This window comes from Arenibacter hampyeongensis (assembly GCF_002909255.1).
GTDB classification, from domain to species: domain Bacteria; phylum Bacteroidota; class Bacteroidia; order Flavobacteriales; family Flavobacteriaceae; genus Arenibacter; species Arenibacter hampyeongensis.
Genome location: NZ_PIOB01000001.1, coordinates 922,457 through 938,551, shown reverse-complemented (window position 1 = coordinate 938,551; position 16,095 = coordinate 922,457). Strand labels below are relative to the sequence as shown.

Genomic DNA, 16,095 nt, shown 5'->3' with positions numbered 1-16,095 from the left:
TGTGTTTTAATTGAATTAGGCCCTCGCCATAAGCGATTTAAAGAAGACATAACCGAATCCCAAAAACAACATAAAATGAAATGGAAAAAGTCCAAAATCGTTTAAGGGAATGGCACTGTACATTCCAAACAGGAAGTAAAGCATTAAGGCCGCTTCCAAAATCATGTTGGGAGAAAGTTTGGTAGCCAAGTATTTATTTCCTTTCCAACTGTCCTTTATACTGTTCAAATTGAATTTTGGTGTCCTGACGAACTCACTTCTTTTACCCATATGGCCTTCCAATACGGCAATGGAATTATGCAAAGAAAATCCAAGTGCAACCGAGAAAAAGGTAAAGAAGATTTTAATGTAGTCAACAAAATTATCAAAACTACTTCCCTGAATACTCTTATACGTAAACCAATAGCAGACGAAAAGTATAACGGTACTTAGAATAAAGAATTTGGTAGCTTCGAAAATCCAACCCAAATGGTCAAACGTATTTTTTATGTACATCATTGGTATACTCAACAGGGCTACCAAAAATACGCAAAGGAACATAGAGCTATTTAACAAGTGCATAACGCCGTGAAACTTTGTCTTAAACGAAATGTTCTTGGCAGAAACAACACTCCAAACGGTTTTTCTAAAGTTTTCAGCTCCACCTTTGTTCCAACGAAACTGTTGTGAACGAGCAGCACTAATTACCACTGGAAGTTCTGCCGGAGTCTCTACATCCTCCAAATACTTAAATTTCCAGTTTTTCAATTGTGCACGGTAACTAAGATCCAAGTCCTCGGTCAAGGTATCACCTTCCCAGTTTCCTGCATCCAAAATACATTCCTTTCTCCAGATACCAGCAGTACCATTGAAGTTTATAAAATGCCCTTTGGCATTACGTCCTACTTGTTCCAATGTAAAGTGGGCGTCCAAAGCAAAAGCCTGAATACGTGTCAAAGTAGAATATTCCCTATTGATATGCCCCCATCTTGTTTGAACAACACCTATTTCCTGATCCTTAAAGTAGATAACAGTTTTCTTCAACCAATCACTGGATGGCAAGAAATCTGCATCAAAAATGGCAATAAACTCTCCCTTGGCCAAAACTAGACCTTCCTTTAGGGCTCCTGCCTTATATCCTTGTCTATTAGTTCTTCTTATATGTGTAATATCAAGTCCTGCCTCTTGAAGGGCTTGGATACGCTTTGCAGTATCCAATACGGAATCGTCAGTGGAATCATCCAAAACCTGAATCTCCAACTTACTTTTAGGGTATTCTATTTTGGCGATATTGTCCAACAAACGCTCCATTACATACTCTTCATTATAAATAGGAAGTTGTATGGTTACAAATGGTATTTCTTTTGGATCAAGTAAATTGTATTTTGGAGCAACCTGATTTCTCCTTTTATAACCTAAATAGTTGACCAGTAAATTAAGCTGTGCCAAGCTATAAAAGAATATTAATAGTAAAGAAATACTGTAAATTGTAATGATAAAGTAAGTAATTGTTAGTCCCATTTTATTTTAAACTGTATTTAAAAATCCAACCTAGAATTTTTGCGCCTGCAAATATAGTACCTTTTACCGTACCTGATACTTTTGATATGCCAATTCTTTTTTTATAACGCACTGGTACTTCGACATATGTAAATCCCTTTTTTAGAACCTTCAACTGCATTTCCACGGTCCAACCGTAGGTCTTATCCTGCATTTCCAGCGCCATTAGCTTGTTGTACTTTATGGCTCTAAATGGACCCAGATCTGTAAAAGAAGCTCCAAAGAACCATTTCATTAAAGTGGTGGCCAATGCATTTCCAAAAACCTGCTGCGGGGTCATGGATCCCATTTCCCTCAACTCCTTTGTTCTGGCCCCAATAACGAAATCCATATTGTTTTCCACTATGGGTTTTACCACTTTGGAAAGCTCTTCGGGGAAATCCGAATAGTCTCCGTCCATAAATACGATAACATCGGGTGTTTTGGATTGTTTGGATATATAATTAATTCCTAGAAGACAGGCATAACCATAACCCATTCTATTTTCCGTGAGAACGGTTGCTCCGGCATCCCTTGCATTAAGGGCTGTATTGTCCGTAGAATTATTGTTTACGACAATTATTTCAGAAACAATTTTAGGGATTTCTTTTATTACGCTTGCAATGGAATCAGCTTCATTATAGGCAGGAATTATTACTTTGATATCGGTCATTAGTGTATGTGAAGAATGATTCTTATTTGTCCATAGATACTTACCTGAGGCATCCTAAATACCCATAGCCCCGTTAAAAGCGCAAAGGTATCAATACTTTTAACAATTTATAAATCTTCAAGTTTTGTATGGCATAATAATATTGGCCCCAGCGCAGACTTATTTTTTATTTACCAATTCCATTAGATCAACATCATTCCCCAAAAGAATTTCCGTAGGGTTAATTCTTCCTTTTAGAGGTCCGTTTTCCAACTTTAAGACCCCTCTTGGGCAAACTGCAGAACAAATACCACAACCTACGCAGCTGGATCTAATTATATTTTCTCCCTTTTGTGCATAGGCCCTAACATCTATACCTTGTTCACAATAAGTAGAGCAATTACCACAGGAAATACATTGACCCCCATTGGTGGTAATCCTAAAGCGCGACTTAAACCGTTGTACAAAACCTAAATATGCCGCTAAGGGACAGCCAAATCTACACCATACCCTGTTTCCAAAAATTGGATAGAACCCTGTACCGATCACTCCCGCGAAAAATGCACCTATCAACAGGCTATAGGCACTTTGTACACTCTGTGTTTTTAACCCCAAGACGGTACTGGATTCCGTAAAAAAACTGTAGAGCGTCATCAAGGTCATTCCCACGGCAAAGACCAATACACTGTGCACCAACCACCTTTCTACCTTCCAAGAAAATAAGGATTTACTGGAATGCTGTCTGTATGGATCACCCAAGGTCTCGGCCAATCCGCCGCAACCACAGACCCAGGAACAATACCATCGCTTCCCAAAAAAGTAGACCATAACGGGAACGATTACCAAAGTAAGTACAATTCCCCAAACCAAAATAAAGAGACCTATTCCACCACTGTTCAACAGGGACTTTAGATTCCATTGGAAAAAGAAATCGTAATCCAAAGGAAAGGCGTTTTTAAAATCATAATACGGCATTTGGAGTCTCACCATTATTTCCGGAATCAGAAAGGCAAAGACAATCTGAAAGAACAATACAGATGTTGTGCGCACCATTTGGTACATATTGTGCCTGTATTTAATATACATGCGAACGGCCATAACCGACATTACCGTACAATACATAAATCCATAAACAAACCAATGCCCGGCAGGATTACCACTTAAAAATTCACTGATGGGATCTACGAGATACGTCCAATTTACAGCATATTCCGATCTAAAGTACAGCACTAAATAAAAAGAAACCAGAAAAACGAAGACCATCCAGGCAATCCATCCCCTATTTGTGGCATTCTCATGGTAAATACCATTATTTTTAATTCCTTTTAGACCCAACAATACTACATCGGGAACAATAAAAAGTAAAGCCCCCAATATTCCCAGGCCAAAGGTCAGGAACCACATTAGCCCTTTATTATCCACCACAAAACCACTTCCTCCAACTTTTCCCACCGCGGCGGCCATGTCATGCGGACCAGTATAGATGACCTTTTTGTACTCCTTATTCTTTCTATGTTGGGTATTGGCAGTCTCAAGAGCATTGGAGATTTTAGGTGATAATGAAAGCATACCGCTAAACTCTTTACCTACCACATTTCTCTCCATTTCCTGAACGAAAATTTCACTGGAAATACCTTTTTCCCGAAGTACTTTATCGAAGGTTGTGGAGCTTACTTCAAACTCACCTACGAATGGAAGAATTGTAAATATGATTAGACCAATTAGAAAAGTGAAAAGCCCAATTTTTTTTATTATTTGCATCTTAAAATCTTATACGTTGCTAAAAATTCGTTTCCAACTTTTCTTTTTGGGAGTAATGTTCGTACCAAATTGGGTGTTATAATGGGATATAATGGCCTTTTCGTATTTGGCGTAAAATTCCGGATCAAAATTGGCATCCTTCAAATATTCCAAAACGTAATCCATTGTTCTTTCCTCTGTAAGCCAGCGATCTAAAATTTCATGACGCATCCGAATTCCGAAGGTATTGATCCCCAAGAGCTGCTTGGTGTCCTTATGAAAGGCAATTGTAACGCATATTTTTTCGCTCGGATGCCTCCAGTGAAAATGCAGTTCATGGTCCTTTTTGGACCTATCTGTAAACACCCATCCATAGGTTTGGTATTCTATATCCAAAAACTTTGCTGAATTAAACCAATGCCCTGGCTTATAAGCCCTTTTCCTACCACATATGGTCTGCGCCAAAGCCTCGCCCATCATTCTACCCGTATACCATACGGCCTCAATCGGCCTGCGATTGCCAATGGCCTCATGTTGCTCAGCACAATCCCCAATGGCATAGACATCAGTTATGTTGGTTTCCAAAAAATTATTGACCTTAACTCCTTTGCCTACCTCTATACCAGATCCTTCCAGAAAATCGATGTTTGGAGTAACACCAGCAGTTAGCCCTACCACATTACAAGGAATTGTTTCGCCCTTATCGGTAATCACAGCCTTTGCCCAACCATTTTCATCCGAAACTATTTCCTTGAGATTGGTATCCAACTTTAGGTCTATATGGTGCTCCAAAATGTGCTCATTGATCATTTGCGATTCACCCTTGGGCAGGACTCCATCCCAAAAACTCTTTTCACGCACTAAAAAAGTAACCGGGATATCCCTACTTCCAAGCATTTCCGCCAACTCTATGCCTATTAACCCTCCTCCAACGATTACCGCTCTTTTGCAAACTTCCCTGTTGGGCGCATTGGCTTCCAATAATTCCAAATCCTGTTTGGAATACAGCCCCTGTACACCTTTCAAATCCTGGCCGGGCCATCCAAATTTATTGGATTTGGAACCAGTGGCAATTATCAGTTTATCGTATCCAATTTCCTCAGAACCTTTTAACAGTAACCTTTTATTGGCAGTATCTACCTTAGCAACATAACCGTGCACCAAATCCAATCTATTTTTTTTCCAGAACCAATTCTCATAGGGTTGGGTATGCTCAAACTTCATATGTCCCATATAGACATACATTAATGCAGTTCTAGAAAAAAAATAATTGCTCTCCGGGGAAATAATGGTGATTTTTTTGTCGGATAGTTTTCGAATATGGCGTGCTGCCGTAATACCCGAAATTCCATTACCAATAATAACAATGTGTTCCATAGGTCCTTGGTTGTTGCGTAATCTGTCGCACCTAAAGATAATAACTTAATGGTTTGCCCCTAATTTAGATTTATTTAACATAAGGAAGGCTCCATGTCCACGGGCAGAAAATGAAGGATACATTCGGAAGTTGACTATATGGAATATACAAATTTACACGGAGCCCGAATGCCGCAAAATCAATTAGAATCTGGAAAAATATTACTTGCTTGCCTTTTCTAAAGTAAAGGAGAATTCCGAACCTATATCCAGTACGCTCTCCACATAAATCTTTTCGTTGTGTGCCTCAATAATATGTTTTACAATTGCCAATCCCAAGCCGGACCCACCTTCGGCCCTACTCCCACTTTTATCGACCCTGTAAAACCGTTCGAATATTCGGGCAAGGTTTTGTTTGGAAATTCCCTCCCCATTGTCGGTCACCCGGACAATAACCTTATTTTTAATTAGGTTTTCCACACTAACCTCCGTGGTTCCGTTCTGCTGTCCATATTTAATGGAATTGACCAGCAGATTGGTTATCACTTGTTGTATTTTTTCCTTATCGGCCTTTACATAGATAGGATTTCTATAGTCCATGTCGAAAGTTAAGGTAATATTCTTCTTAGCTGCCTTCATTTCCAAAAGATCAAAAACATTCTGGAAAAGTTCCAAAATATTAAAATCTTCTATCTCCAAATTCAGGTCCCCTACTTCCAATTTGGTAATTAGATCAAGGTCCTTTACAATATAAATAAGTCGCTCCACACCTTTACTGGCCCTTTGAAGATACTTTTTTCTTAGACCTTTATCCTCCATGGCACCATCCAACAAAGTTAAAATATAGCCTTGGACCGTAAACAATGGTGTTCTCAATTCATGGGAAACGTTACCCAAAAAATCCTTTCTATACTCTTCACGGATCTTTAAGGTGTCTATTTCAATCTTTTTATCCTTTGCAAACTTTTCTATTTCATCTGTCAAGGTCCTCATGTCCGTAGTAATGGTCTTGGAAGCCAAGGAGGTGGACTCTAGGAGGGCTACATCGTTGTATATGCGCTCAATTTTACGATAGATGAATTTTTCCACCCTCAACTGCACCACTAGAAAAGAAACCAAGTAGGAAGTTAGCGCTACAACAACCAAAAGCAACCAATCAATAGAACCTCTGTTCCACAAAAATACCCCTAAAACAGAACTCAGTAGAAATGAAATAAGAATTGCGGAACGATGGGCAAATCGATAAGATTTTTTTATCCTAGTGGTCATTACAATACGAACTTATACCCTACCCCTTTTACAGTTTTAAAGTGATCATCCCCAATTTTTTCGCGAAGTTTTCTAATATGGACATCGATGGTTCTACCCCCTACAACTACTTCATTGCCCCAAACTTTATCCAGGATCACTTCCCTTTTAAAAACCTTATTTGGCTTGGAAGTCAATAGTGACAGAAGCTCAAACTCTTTTCTGGGAAGAATAATTTCCTCGCCCTTATTAATAATTTTGTACTCCTCCCTGTTTATTATGATTTCACCAACCTTAAAGATATCCTCTACTTCCTTTTCTTCGTTCTTTAGTCTTCTTAGCAAAGCTTTTACTTTGCTTACCAAAACCTTTGGTTTAATAGGCTTTGTAATGTAATCATCGGCACCCGCATCAAATCCTGCCATTTGCGAATAGTCCTCACCCCTTGCCGTTAGAAAAGTAATTAAAGTGTCCTCAAGACCTTCTGTTCTGCGGATAATCTCACAGGCTTCAATTCCGTCCATTTCGGGCATCATTACGTCCAAAATAATTAAGTGGGGCTTTTTCTTTTTAGCCTTCGCAACTCCTTCCATCCCGTTCTTGGCGGTAAAAACCTCATACCCCTCTGCGGATAAATTGTAACCTACAATTTCCAGAATATCCGGTTCATCATCAACCAAAAGTATCTTAATGTCTTTTTTTTTCATGCCTTAATTTTTATGGTCTTTATGTGGTCTGCTTTTAAGAATGTCTGTATTGGAAGTAATGCTTCAATTGAAAATACGCAATTCCAATACAATTTATGATCATTTACAACATGCCTGCCAAACCTTAATATTTATTGGTTTTCCGAGCCAAAAGTAAAGATAATACTATTACATGAAACCTCTTAACATGGATTTAATATAGTAACCATTAGATAACGTTAAGCCAACAAACTATTAATCTGAGGGTAACAGGACTTTTACAGTTAGGTAATTAATTTGCCATGTTTAAGAATAACAAGTGAAAACAAAAATGAAAACAAAAAATTCAGTTGAAATGAAAAGATTTTTATTATCCGCATTGGCCATAAGCGCATTGGCCTTTACATCTTGCACCAACGATGACGAACCGCCAATAGCCGATGTCGTTGCCAACTGTAATGACGGAATTCAAAACCAAGGAGAAACTGGTGTCGATTGTGGAGGACCTAACTGTCAGCCATGTACTGTAGCCTCTGCAACATGTGAAGACGGTATCCAAAATGGAGATGAGACAGGAGTGGACATAGGGGGTTCTTGTGCAGAAATCATTACAGTTTCCGGAGAAATAAGCGCCGATACAACATGGTCTGCGGACAATATATATGTATTGGCGGGAAAAGTGGTTGTTGGAGTTGGAAAAACATTGACCATTGAGCCAGGTACCATTATAAAAGGTAAGCCAGGTTCAGGATCCTTGGCATCTGCACTAATTGTACAAAGAGGATCTACCATTATGGCCAACGGTACTGCTGCAAAGCCGATTATATTTACTGCCGAGGCCGATAACATAGGTGTTGGACAGACATCAGGAACCAATTTGGACCACAATCAAAGAGGACTTTGGGGCGGACTAATTGTTCTGGGAAGAGCTACCGGGTCTTTTAAAGGTGATGTTACCCAAGTACAGATCGAAGGAATTCCTGCCGATGATACTTTTGGACTTTACGGACCTGGAGATGCTTTGAACGATACTGATAACTCAGGAGAATTGGAGTTTATCTCCATACGTCACGGAGGTGCCTTGATCGGTGAAGGTAACGAGATCAATGGCCTTACTTTAGGTTCTGTGGGAAGTGGCACTAAGATTGAAAATATTGAAGTTGTTGCCAATGTTGATGATGGTATAGAATTTTTTGGAGGAACTGTAAACACAAAGAATTTATTGGTATGGGCCCAAGGTGACGATGCTTTGGATATTGATCAAGCCTATTCCGGAACCATAGACAATGCCGTCGTAATTTCAGGTGAAGCTTCTGATCACGCTTTTGAAATAGATGGCCCGGAAGGTTCCATAACAGGTTCTTTCACCCTTAAGAACGCAACTATTTTTGGAAGCGCAACAGCCGCTGATGGTGAATATGCAGATTACAGAAGCAATGCCATGGGAACTACCAAGAACATTTACGCCATTGGATTCCAGGATGGAAAAGATGTGGAATTGGACGCCAATGATGTAGCCCAAAACTTCTTGGATGGCAAATTGACCTTCGAAGCTTGGCAAGTGGTAGGTTTTAACAACAGCATTTTCGCTGAAAAGGTTAAAAAGGATGACGCCGGAAACGATGTGGAATCAAAAATAATCTTAACTCCAACATTTACCGAAAGAGCTGCTGACTGGACTACACAAGTTACCGCTGGTGCCCAAACTGTAGGTGCAGACCTTATCGTATTTTCCTGGACATATGCAAGTGCTAATGCAGGCTTGGGTTTCTAATAGATACAAAAAACCCCTTTAAAATAACAACCGTGCTCGCCCAAATTTAATGGCGGGCATTTGGTTTATTACGATTTAACTATCAATTACTTATGAAATATTCACTTAGACTTTCAACTTTTACTTTTTTTATTTTTCAACTCATTTTTTCACAAACTGGCGAGGTAACGGGATCATTGATCGATGCCGATTTTCAAGACCCCGTACCCTTTGCCAATATTTTAGTTAAAGGCACGACCAAAGGAACCACCTCGGATTTTGATGGTAATTACAAACTTAGCCTTGAAGAAGGCACCCACACCCTTTCTTTTTCATTCCTAGGTTATAAAACCGTGGAAATTACCAATGTGGTCATTAAGGCCAACGAGGTAACCAATGTAAACGTTACTATGGAAACCCTGGCCGAAGGCCTAGACGAAGTAGTGATAACCGTAAGCGTTAAAAAAAATACGGAAACGGCTGTTTTGGGTATACAGAAAAAAGCCGTCAACCTTTTGGACGGTCTATCTGCCGAAGCCTTCAAAAAAACTGGCTCAAGTGATGTGGCCAGTGCCATAAAATCTGTACCCGGAGTATCTGTACAAGGCGGTAAATATGTCTATGTTAGGGGGCTAGGGGATCGCTATACCAAATCCATTTTGAATGGAGTGGACATTCCTGGTCTGGATCCAGATAGAAATACTATTCAGTTGGATATTTTTCCAACCAATATCATAGACAATATCTTGGTCCTTAAATCTGCGTCTGCAGATCTACCCGCCGATTTTACCGGTGGTATCGTAAACATTGTAACCAAGGATTACCCCACTAAAAAAGAACACAGCATTTCCTTGAGTGGTAGTTATAATCCGGACATGCACTTTAATGAAAACTACTTGGACTACAAAGGCAGTTCCACAGATTTCCTAGGATTTGACAATGGTAACCGCGCTGTTCCCATTAACCGCAATCAGGATATCCCCAACACTTTTGAGTACAATCCACTATTAACGGCCATTACCAAAAAGTTTAATCCGGTATTATCGGCAATGAAGGCAAATAGTGCCATGGACTACAGCTTTGGATTCACAACAGGCAACCAATACAACCTGGGCGAAGGTGAAAACAGATTGGGATTTTTAGCATCTGTTTCATATAAAAACACCACCACTTTCTACGAAGGTGCAGAGAATAACTTCTACAGAAGAAATTCCGACACTTCCGTTTTTGAACTGGAAACCGACAGGACCCAAACGGGGGATTTAGGTAGAAATAATGTTTTGGTAAGTGGGTTACTGGGCACTTCTTTTAAGACCGAAAAATCCAAATACAAACTAAATATACTTCATCTTCAGAACGGGGAATCTACAGCAGGTTATTTTAGTCAAACCCTTAACTTTTCGGACTTTGTAAATTTCTCCAAAGACAACTTGGAATATACCCAACGAGCCATATCCAATGTATTGTTATCTGGAATACATTCCAGCGAGGATGCCTCATGGACTACGGAATGGGCACTTTCCCCTACCTTATCCAAAATTCAAGACAAAGACATTAGAACAACTTCTTTCAGGGTAGAGGACGGAGTTTATTCCATTCCTCAGAACAATCAGCCAAAAAGGATATGGAGAGATTTGGAAGAGATCAATGCCGTTGCGAAACTAGATCTTACCAAAAAATATGACTTCCTGGAAAAAGATGCCAAATTAAAATTTGGTGCCTACAGCTCCTACAAGACCAGAGATTTTAGCATTTTAAACTTTGAAATAGAGAACAACGCCCAAACCACTAAATTCAATGGTGTTGCAGACAACATTCTCTTGGATGAAAACCTGTGGACGGTGAACAACAACTCTGGCTCTTATATTGATCCTGACATCTCTATAGCAGAACCAGCTAATACCTTTGAAGCAGTACAACAAAATATTGCAGGCTATGTATCAAATGAATTTAAATTGGGTAAAAAATTACGTACCATCCTTGGCTTAAGAGTTGAAAAGTTCGAATCCCGATATACCGGGGAAGACAATAAGGACGTTAATGACCCTCAAAAGGTTACTTATGACGACGAAACCATTATAGATAAGTTCGACCTTTTTCCCACGGCCAATTTAATTTATGAACTAACGGAAGATATTAATTTAAGGGGGTCCTTTTCCAGAACAACGGCAAGACCTTCCTTTAAGGAAGCTTCCATTGCCAAAATTTTTGACCCATTATCCAACAATACCTTCATTGGTAATATTGATTTGGACCCAACCTATATCAACAATTTCGATTTTAGGGTGGAATGGTTTGGTGAAAGTGCCGAGATGATCGCGTTGAGCAGCTTTTATAAAAAATTCACGGACCCCATAGAACTAACTTACTTTGAGTCTTCTTCGGATAACTTCACCCCTAAAAACTTGGGTGATGCCGACGTGGTTGGATTGGAATTTGAATTAAGAAAGAATCTAGGTTTCATAGCCCATTTTCTTACCAATTTCAGCTTTAATGTAAATACCTCCATCATAAAATCGACTCAAATCTATAGTGACAGTGAGCGTAATCTAAGGACGCTTGGACTTAGGGATGGGGAAACCTTGGGCAACGATAGGGAGTTACAGGGACAGTCGCCTTTTCTTATCAATTCCGGTTTAAATTATGAGGGTTCCGAAAATGGCATCCAAATCGGCATGAACTACAATGTACAGGGAAAAACATTACAGGTGGTTGGTAACGGTTTTGTACCGGATGTATATACCATGCCTTTTCACAATTTAAACTTAAACTTCTCCAAGAGTTTTGGCGAAAACCAAAATCAGACCGTAAGTTTTAAAATAAGTAATCTTTTGGACGATGATGTCGAAAGCGAGTATGAATCCTACAAGGCTCAAAATCAGACTTTCTCCATAAGAAGTCCCGGAAGGTCTATCTCCTTGGGATATAATCTAAAATTCTAGAAGCCTATTTCATTCTGAATAAAAAAGAGGCCCAATTAATTGTTTTTTTACATAGAATTTGGCCTCTTTTTGCATTTCATCGAATATTCCCGTATAAATTTAGATGGCGCTAACGTGCTGCGCTTAAAATTATTACATTTACGGTATATTATTTGTTGTTAAAGTTTCTATGAAGCAACTCTACCTAGTTATAGCCTTACTTTTTATCTCAATTTCCTATGGACAGGATTCCAAAGGAAATAGCGGAGGTGGGGATATACCCGGTTTTAAGATATACCCCAATCCGGTTACCAACGGCAGGGTATATATTAGTACTTCCCTGAACGCCCCGAAACAAATTCTAATTTTCGATATTTTTGGATCTCAAGTTTTGGAAACTACCATTATTGGAACGGAACTCAATGTTAATGATTTGGATGCAGGTGTCTACATGTTAAGGGTTAACGAAAAAAACAAAGTAGCTACCCGTAAGCTAATAATTAAATAGTGCTTCGCAACTTTTTCTACTTCTCCCGCCCTTATAATTATCTCATTTTTAGCCTTTAGGAGCATCGTGAAATACCTAAAATTAGGATTCACATACAAAAACAGCGTGTTTACAACATTTAATACCGCCTACTCCCCAATTTTGCTACATTTACTGTATTGATCCCAAATCAATACTAACCTATGAAAATATTTTACACCCTACTGTTCATGGTATTTTCTATGGCGATTTCTGCACAGGAATTTGTTGAAGAACCTGAGGACAGAGCTGCCGAGCCCAATACATTTAAGTTATATCCCAATCCTGCCTATCAGGAGGTAGTTTATATTACCACCAAGCATAATGGTGTAAAGGATGTAATAATCTATGATGTTTTTGGCACCATAGTGTTACAGGACCGTATTAAGACCAGTCTTTTAAACATATCCAAACTGGCGCCCGGGGTATATGTTCTGCAAGTTACCGAAAACCGCGAAAGCATGACCAGAAAGTTGGTTGTGAAATAATCCGTCTTGTCAACACATTTTTTTTCTGAACACCTCCTCATAACAAATCCTCTCCACATTCTTTTTCCACGGCCAATGCCTGTTCTGCCTAATTATAGCGCGAAGTAAATTTTTCACATTATCAATTCTCAATAAAACCACAAAATAGGTTTTCCACTCTGTTGTTATCCTTACTTTTGCGGTAGTAAATTAGAATATGCCCACTGATACTATTTTTAATATTTCCACTGAAACTGAGTTCAATGCCGTGGCATTGAAAACTTTTGGGATACAGTATCATGGAAATTTGGTCTATCAGGAGTTTTGCAGGCACTTGGGAAAAGATGAATCCAATGTGAAAAGCCTTGTGGATATACCCTTTCTTCCGATAGAATTTTTTAAGACCAAAAAAGTAATTACCGGCTCCTTTACTCCCCAAGTTATATTTACAAGCAGTGGAACCACACGAAGCGAAGTAAGCAAACATTATGTCCGCAATACGGAACTATATGAAAATAGCTATCTAAAGGCTTTTAAACAATTTTATGGGGATATAGAGGACTACTGTGTACTGGCATTATTACCTTCTTATCTGGAAAGGGAGGGTTCATCATTAATTTATATGGCCAATGATCTTATCCTTAAAAGCACGCATCCTGATAGCGGCTTTTATTTGGATGATATTGATCGATTACAAAAGACCATGGTTAGATTGAATGGCAGCGGTACCAAAATACTGCTATTGGGTGTCTCCTTTGCCCTTTTGGACATGGCGGAAGCGTACCAATTAAACCTTAAGAATACCATAATTATGGAAACCGGAGGAATGAAAGGACGGAAAAAAGAATTGATTCGTGAGGAATTGCACCAATTGCTAAAATCTGGTTTTGGGGTACCTAATATCCATTCCGAATACGGGATGACAGAGCTATTGTCCCAAGCCTATTCACAAGGGAATGGACTTTTCTTAACACCTAAGTGGATGAAAGTCATGACACGCGAAACGGAAGACCCTTTAACTTTACAGGAAGTGGGGAAGACAGGTGGCGTAAATGTCATTGACCTGGCCAATGTACACTCCTGCTCCTTTATAGCCACACAGGATTTGGGTAAGGTATATGGCAACGGTAGTTTCGAAATACTAGGTAGGTTTGATCATTCCGATGTTCGCGGCTGTAATTTAATGGTATTATAATCCCAAGATCTTAGCGTCCACAATGGAGAATAAAGCTATATCCGTTTTTTAAGGAACGCCTATACTAAGTCGAGCGACTTTGCCAAGCAGTTACCGCACTCCTTTAAATGCCCTAATTCCCACTGGTAATTAGACCCCTGAATACCGTCAATTTTCAAAAATAAGCCCTGATAAAATAAGCCCGGCAAGGATAATTAACAAGACAGCGGTAATAATTGCTGCGCCTATTTTAGTCTTTTTATTATCCTGAAAAATATAATTATCGCTAGGATCATTTTCATCTTTTAAGATCTGGGTGTTTTCTTCCCCTTGTTTTCTGGTCATATTCCTGTTTATTTTGAATATTCCAAAATACATCACCCTAACCACTAAACTTAATGCAATCGGTAGAGATGTTAACTCTTTTATCCCGCAATAATAATAATTGTTTTTTTTGAGAAAATTTATTGAAGAAGACTGTATCCGATACAAGCCATAGGGAACTTTACATTAGTTATTGTCATCATTCTTGTCTGAAAACCAAAAACTGTCTTGATTAGATCTAGAGAATGTATTATACTACAACAAAACTTCAAAAACTACAAGCCTTAACTCTTTTAGGAAGCAATGAATTATAAACCCCGAAGGCTTAATTCGGGGAATCTATAGATAAGGTATTTATTTAATCAACAGCACAAAATAATTCTTCTTCCCGCGCTGCAGCAAAACAAATTTATTATTGATAAGGTCCTCCGTGGTAATAATATAATCTTCCTTGACCTTTTCCTTGTTTACGGAAATGGAATTTTGTTTCAACTCGCGCCTAGCTTCTCCATTAGACCCTAAAAAGCCCGTTTTTGCCGCCAGGGCTGCAATTATATCCAAGCCTTTTTCAATATCCTCCTTGGACACCTCAGCCTGGGGTACACCTTCAAAAACATCCAAAAACGTCTTTTCATTCAGTTTTTTCAGATCGTCGGAGGTCGATTTTCCGAAAAGAATATCACTGGCCTTTATGGCGTTGTCCAAATCTTCCTGGGAGTGCACCATTACGGTGACCTCATCTGCCAAACGCTTTTGAAGCACCCTTAAATGTGGCGCTTCCTGATGTTTTTTTACCAAATCTTCTATTTGCTGCTTCGGTAAAAAAGTAAAGATTTTGATATATTTTTCGGCATCCTCATCTGAGGTATTTAGCCAATATTGATAAAACTTATAAGGTGAGGTTCTTTCAGAATCCAACCAAATATTCCCACCTTCAGACTTCCCGAATTTGGTGCCATCTGCCTTTGTAATCAAGGGACAGGTAAGGGCAAATCCCTTTCCGCCTCCAATACGTCTGATTAGCTCGGTACCAGTAGTAATATTCCCCCATTGATCACTACCCCCCATTTGAAGTGTACAGTTAAACTCTCTATAAAGATGTAAAAAATCATATCCCTGTACCAATTGATAAGTGAATTCCGTAAAGGACATCCCTTCCTTGGCTTCAGCCGATAGCCGTTTTTTAACGGAATCCTTGGCCATCATATAATTTACCGTAATGTGCTTCCCGACATCTCGAATGAATTCCAGAAAGGAAAAATCCTTCATCCAATCATAGTTATTCACTAAGATGGCACTATTGTCCTTTCCACTGTTGAAATCCAAAAAACGTGAAAGTTGTGCTTTTATGGCAGCCTGATTATGTGCCAATGTAGCTTCATCCAGCAAGTTTCGCTCCGTAGATTTTCCAGAAGGATCACCGATCATCCCAGTTGCCCCGCCGATCAATGCATAGGGTTTGTGACCTGCCAATTGAAAGTGGCGCAGCATCATAACACCTACCAAATGTCCTATATGAAGCGAGTCTGCAGTTGGATCAATCCCCACATAGGAGGATTGCATTCCACTTAGCAAATGTTCTTCCGTACCGGGCATTGCATCGTGCAACATTCCTCTCCAAGTTAATTCTTCTACAAAGTTTATTGTCATGCTTTAAATATTCTAATTCAATAATAGCTGCAAATATAAAATAAATAGGTTGCTTAAGTCTTGATGAAAACGGAATAAAT

General features: G+C 39.1%; 13 protein-coding genes. 5 read left to right on the top strand and 8 right to left on the bottom strand.

Annotated features, from left to right (window positions below):
* Positions 1-15: 15 nt before the first annotated feature.
* From CWD91_RS03835 to CWD91_RS03810, 6 genes are all read right to left on the bottom strand, one after another.
* Positions 16-1,500 (bottom strand): cellulose synthase family protein, encoded by a 1,485-nt coding sequence (locus CWD91_RS03835; protein WP_103439595.1) that lies wholly within the window; start codon positions 1,498-1,500, stop codon positions 16-18.
* A gap of 1 nt (position 1,501) precedes the next feature.
* Positions 1,502-2,191: a glycosyltransferase family 2 protein gene (locus CWD91_RS03830; protein ID WP_103439594.1), complete on the bottom strand. Its 690-nt coding sequence runs from the start codon at positions 2,189-2,191 to the stop codon at positions 1,502-1,504.
* 159 nt (positions 2,192-2,350) lie between these two features.
* A complete protein-coding gene (locus tag CWD91_RS03825; RefSeq protein WP_103439593.1) occupies positions 2,351-3,931 on the bottom strand; it encodes a 4Fe-4S binding protein in 1,581 nt (526 codons plus the stop codon).
* Positions 3,932-3,940: 9 nt separating this feature from the next.
* Complete coding sequence (locus tag CWD91_RS03820) at positions 3,941-5,287, bottom strand: NAD(P)/FAD-dependent oxidoreductase (RefSeq protein ID WP_103439592.1); 1,347 nt, start codon at positions 5,285-5,287, stop codon at positions 3,941-3,943.
* A gap of 201 nt (positions 5,288-5,488) precedes the next feature.
* A complete protein-coding gene (locus CWD91_RS03815) occupies positions 5,489-6,535 on the bottom strand; it encodes a sensor histidine kinase (protein WP_103439591.1) in 1,047 nt (348 codons plus the stop codon).
* Positions 6,535-7,221 (bottom strand): response regulator transcription factor, encoded by a 687-nt coding sequence (locus CWD91_RS03810; RefSeq protein ID WP_103439590.1) that lies wholly within the window; start codon positions 7,219-7,221, stop codon positions 6,535-6,537. Before CWD91_RS03810 ends, CWD91_RS03815 begins: the two co-directional genes overlap by 1 nt.
* Before the next feature lie 334 nt (positions 7,222-7,555).
* Between CWD91_RS03810 and CWD91_RS03805 the strand changes: the two genes are divergently transcribed.
* From CWD91_RS03805 to CWD91_RS03785, 5 genes are all read left to right on the top strand, one after another.
* A complete protein-coding gene (locus CWD91_RS03805) occupies positions 7,556-8,974 on the top strand; it encodes a hypothetical protein (RefSeq protein ID WP_103439891.1) in 1,419 nt (472 codons plus the stop codon).
* Between the two features lie 92 nt (positions 8,975-9,066).
* Positions 9,067-11,895: a TonB-dependent receptor gene (locus CWD91_RS03800; RefSeq protein ID WP_103439589.1), complete on the top strand. Its 2,829-nt coding sequence runs from the start codon at positions 9,067-9,069 to the stop codon at positions 11,893-11,895.
* A gap of 169 nt (positions 11,896-12,064) precedes the next feature.
* Positions 12,065-12,382 (top strand): T9SS type A sorting domain-containing protein, encoded by a 318-nt coding sequence (locus tag CWD91_RS03795; protein WP_103439588.1) that lies wholly within the window; start codon positions 12,065-12,067, stop codon positions 12,380-12,382.
* Positions 12,383-12,564: 182 nt separating this feature from the next.
* On the top strand, positions 12,565-12,888 hold the full coding sequence (locus CWD91_RS03790) for a T9SS type A sorting domain-containing protein (RefSeq protein ID WP_103439587.1): 324 nt from the start codon (positions 12,565-12,567) through the stop codon (positions 12,886-12,888).
* 196 nt (positions 12,889-13,084) lie between these two features.
* Positions 13,085-14,062 carry a LuxE/PaaK family acyltransferase gene (locus tag CWD91_RS03785; protein ID WP_103439586.1) on the top strand — a complete coding sequence of 326 codons (978 nt, stop codon included), beginning with the start codon at positions 13,085-13,087 and terminating at the stop codon, positions 14,060-14,062.
* A 147-nt stretch (positions 14,063-14,209) separates the two neighbouring features.
* On the opposite strand, the gene CWD91_RS22765 is transcribed toward CWD91_RS03785, so the two are convergent.
* Together CWD91_RS22765 and tyrS are read right to left on the bottom strand one after the other, a co-directional pair.
* Positions 14,210-14,386: a hypothetical protein gene (locus tag CWD91_RS22765; RefSeq protein WP_192877628.1), complete on the bottom strand. Its 177-nt coding sequence runs from the start codon at positions 14,384-14,386 to the stop codon at positions 14,210-14,212.
* Between the two features lie 333 nt (positions 14,387-14,719).
* Positions 14,720-16,015: a tyrosine--tRNA ligase gene (gene tyrS, locus CWD91_RS03775; protein ID WP_103439584.1), complete on the bottom strand. Its 1,296-nt coding sequence runs from the start codon at positions 16,013-16,015 to the stop codon at positions 14,720-14,722.
* Between the last annotated feature and the right edge of the window lie 80 nt (positions 16,016-16,095).

Coding starts and splice junctions, on each gene's coding strand:
- CWD91_RS03835 (WP_103439595.1), bottom strand. CDS start 1,500: ATGGGACTAACAATTACTTACTTTATCATTACAATTTACAGTATTTCT.
- CWD91_RS03830 (WP_103439594.1), bottom strand. CDS start 2,191: ATGACCGATATCAAAGTAATAATTCCTGCCTATAATGAAGCTGATTCC.
- CWD91_RS03825 (WP_103439593.1), bottom strand. CDS start 3,931: ATGCAAATAATAAAAAAAATTGGGCTTTTCACTTTTCTAATTGGTCTA.
- CWD91_RS03820 (WP_103439592.1), bottom strand. CDS start 5,287: ATGGAACACATTGTTATTATTGGTAATGGAATTTCGGGTATTACGGCA.
- CWD91_RS03815 (WP_103439591.1), bottom strand. CDS start 6,535: ATGACCACTAGGATAAAAAAATCTTATCGATTTGCCCATCGTTCCGCA.
- CWD91_RS03810 (WP_103439590.1), bottom strand. CDS start 7,221: ATGAAAAAAAAAGACATTAAGATACTTTTGGTTGATGATGAACCGGAT.
- CWD91_RS03805 (WP_103439891.1), top strand. CDS start 7,556: ATGAAAAGATTTTTATTATCCGCATTGGCCATAAGCGCATTGGCCTTT.
- CWD91_RS03800 (WP_103439589.1), top strand. CDS start 9,067: ATGAAATATTCACTTAGACTTTCAACTTTTACTTTTTTTATTTTTCAA.
- CWD91_RS03795 (WP_103439588.1), top strand. CDS start 12,065: ATGAAGCAACTCTACCTAGTTATAGCCTTACTTTTTATCTCAATTTCC.
- CWD91_RS03790 (WP_103439587.1), top strand. CDS start 12,565: ATGAAAATATTTTACACCCTACTGTTCATGGTATTTTCTATGGCGATT.
- CWD91_RS03785 (WP_103439586.1), top strand. CDS start 13,085: ATGCCCACTGATACTATTTTTAATATTTCCACTGAAACTGAGTTCAAT.
- CWD91_RS22765 (WP_192877628.1), bottom strand. CDS start 14,386: ATGACCAGAAAACAAGGGGAAGAAAACACCCAGATCTTAAAAGATGAA.
- tyrS (WP_103439584.1), bottom strand. CDS start 16,015: ATGACAATAAACTTTGTAGAAGAATTAACTTGGAGAGGAATGTTGCAC.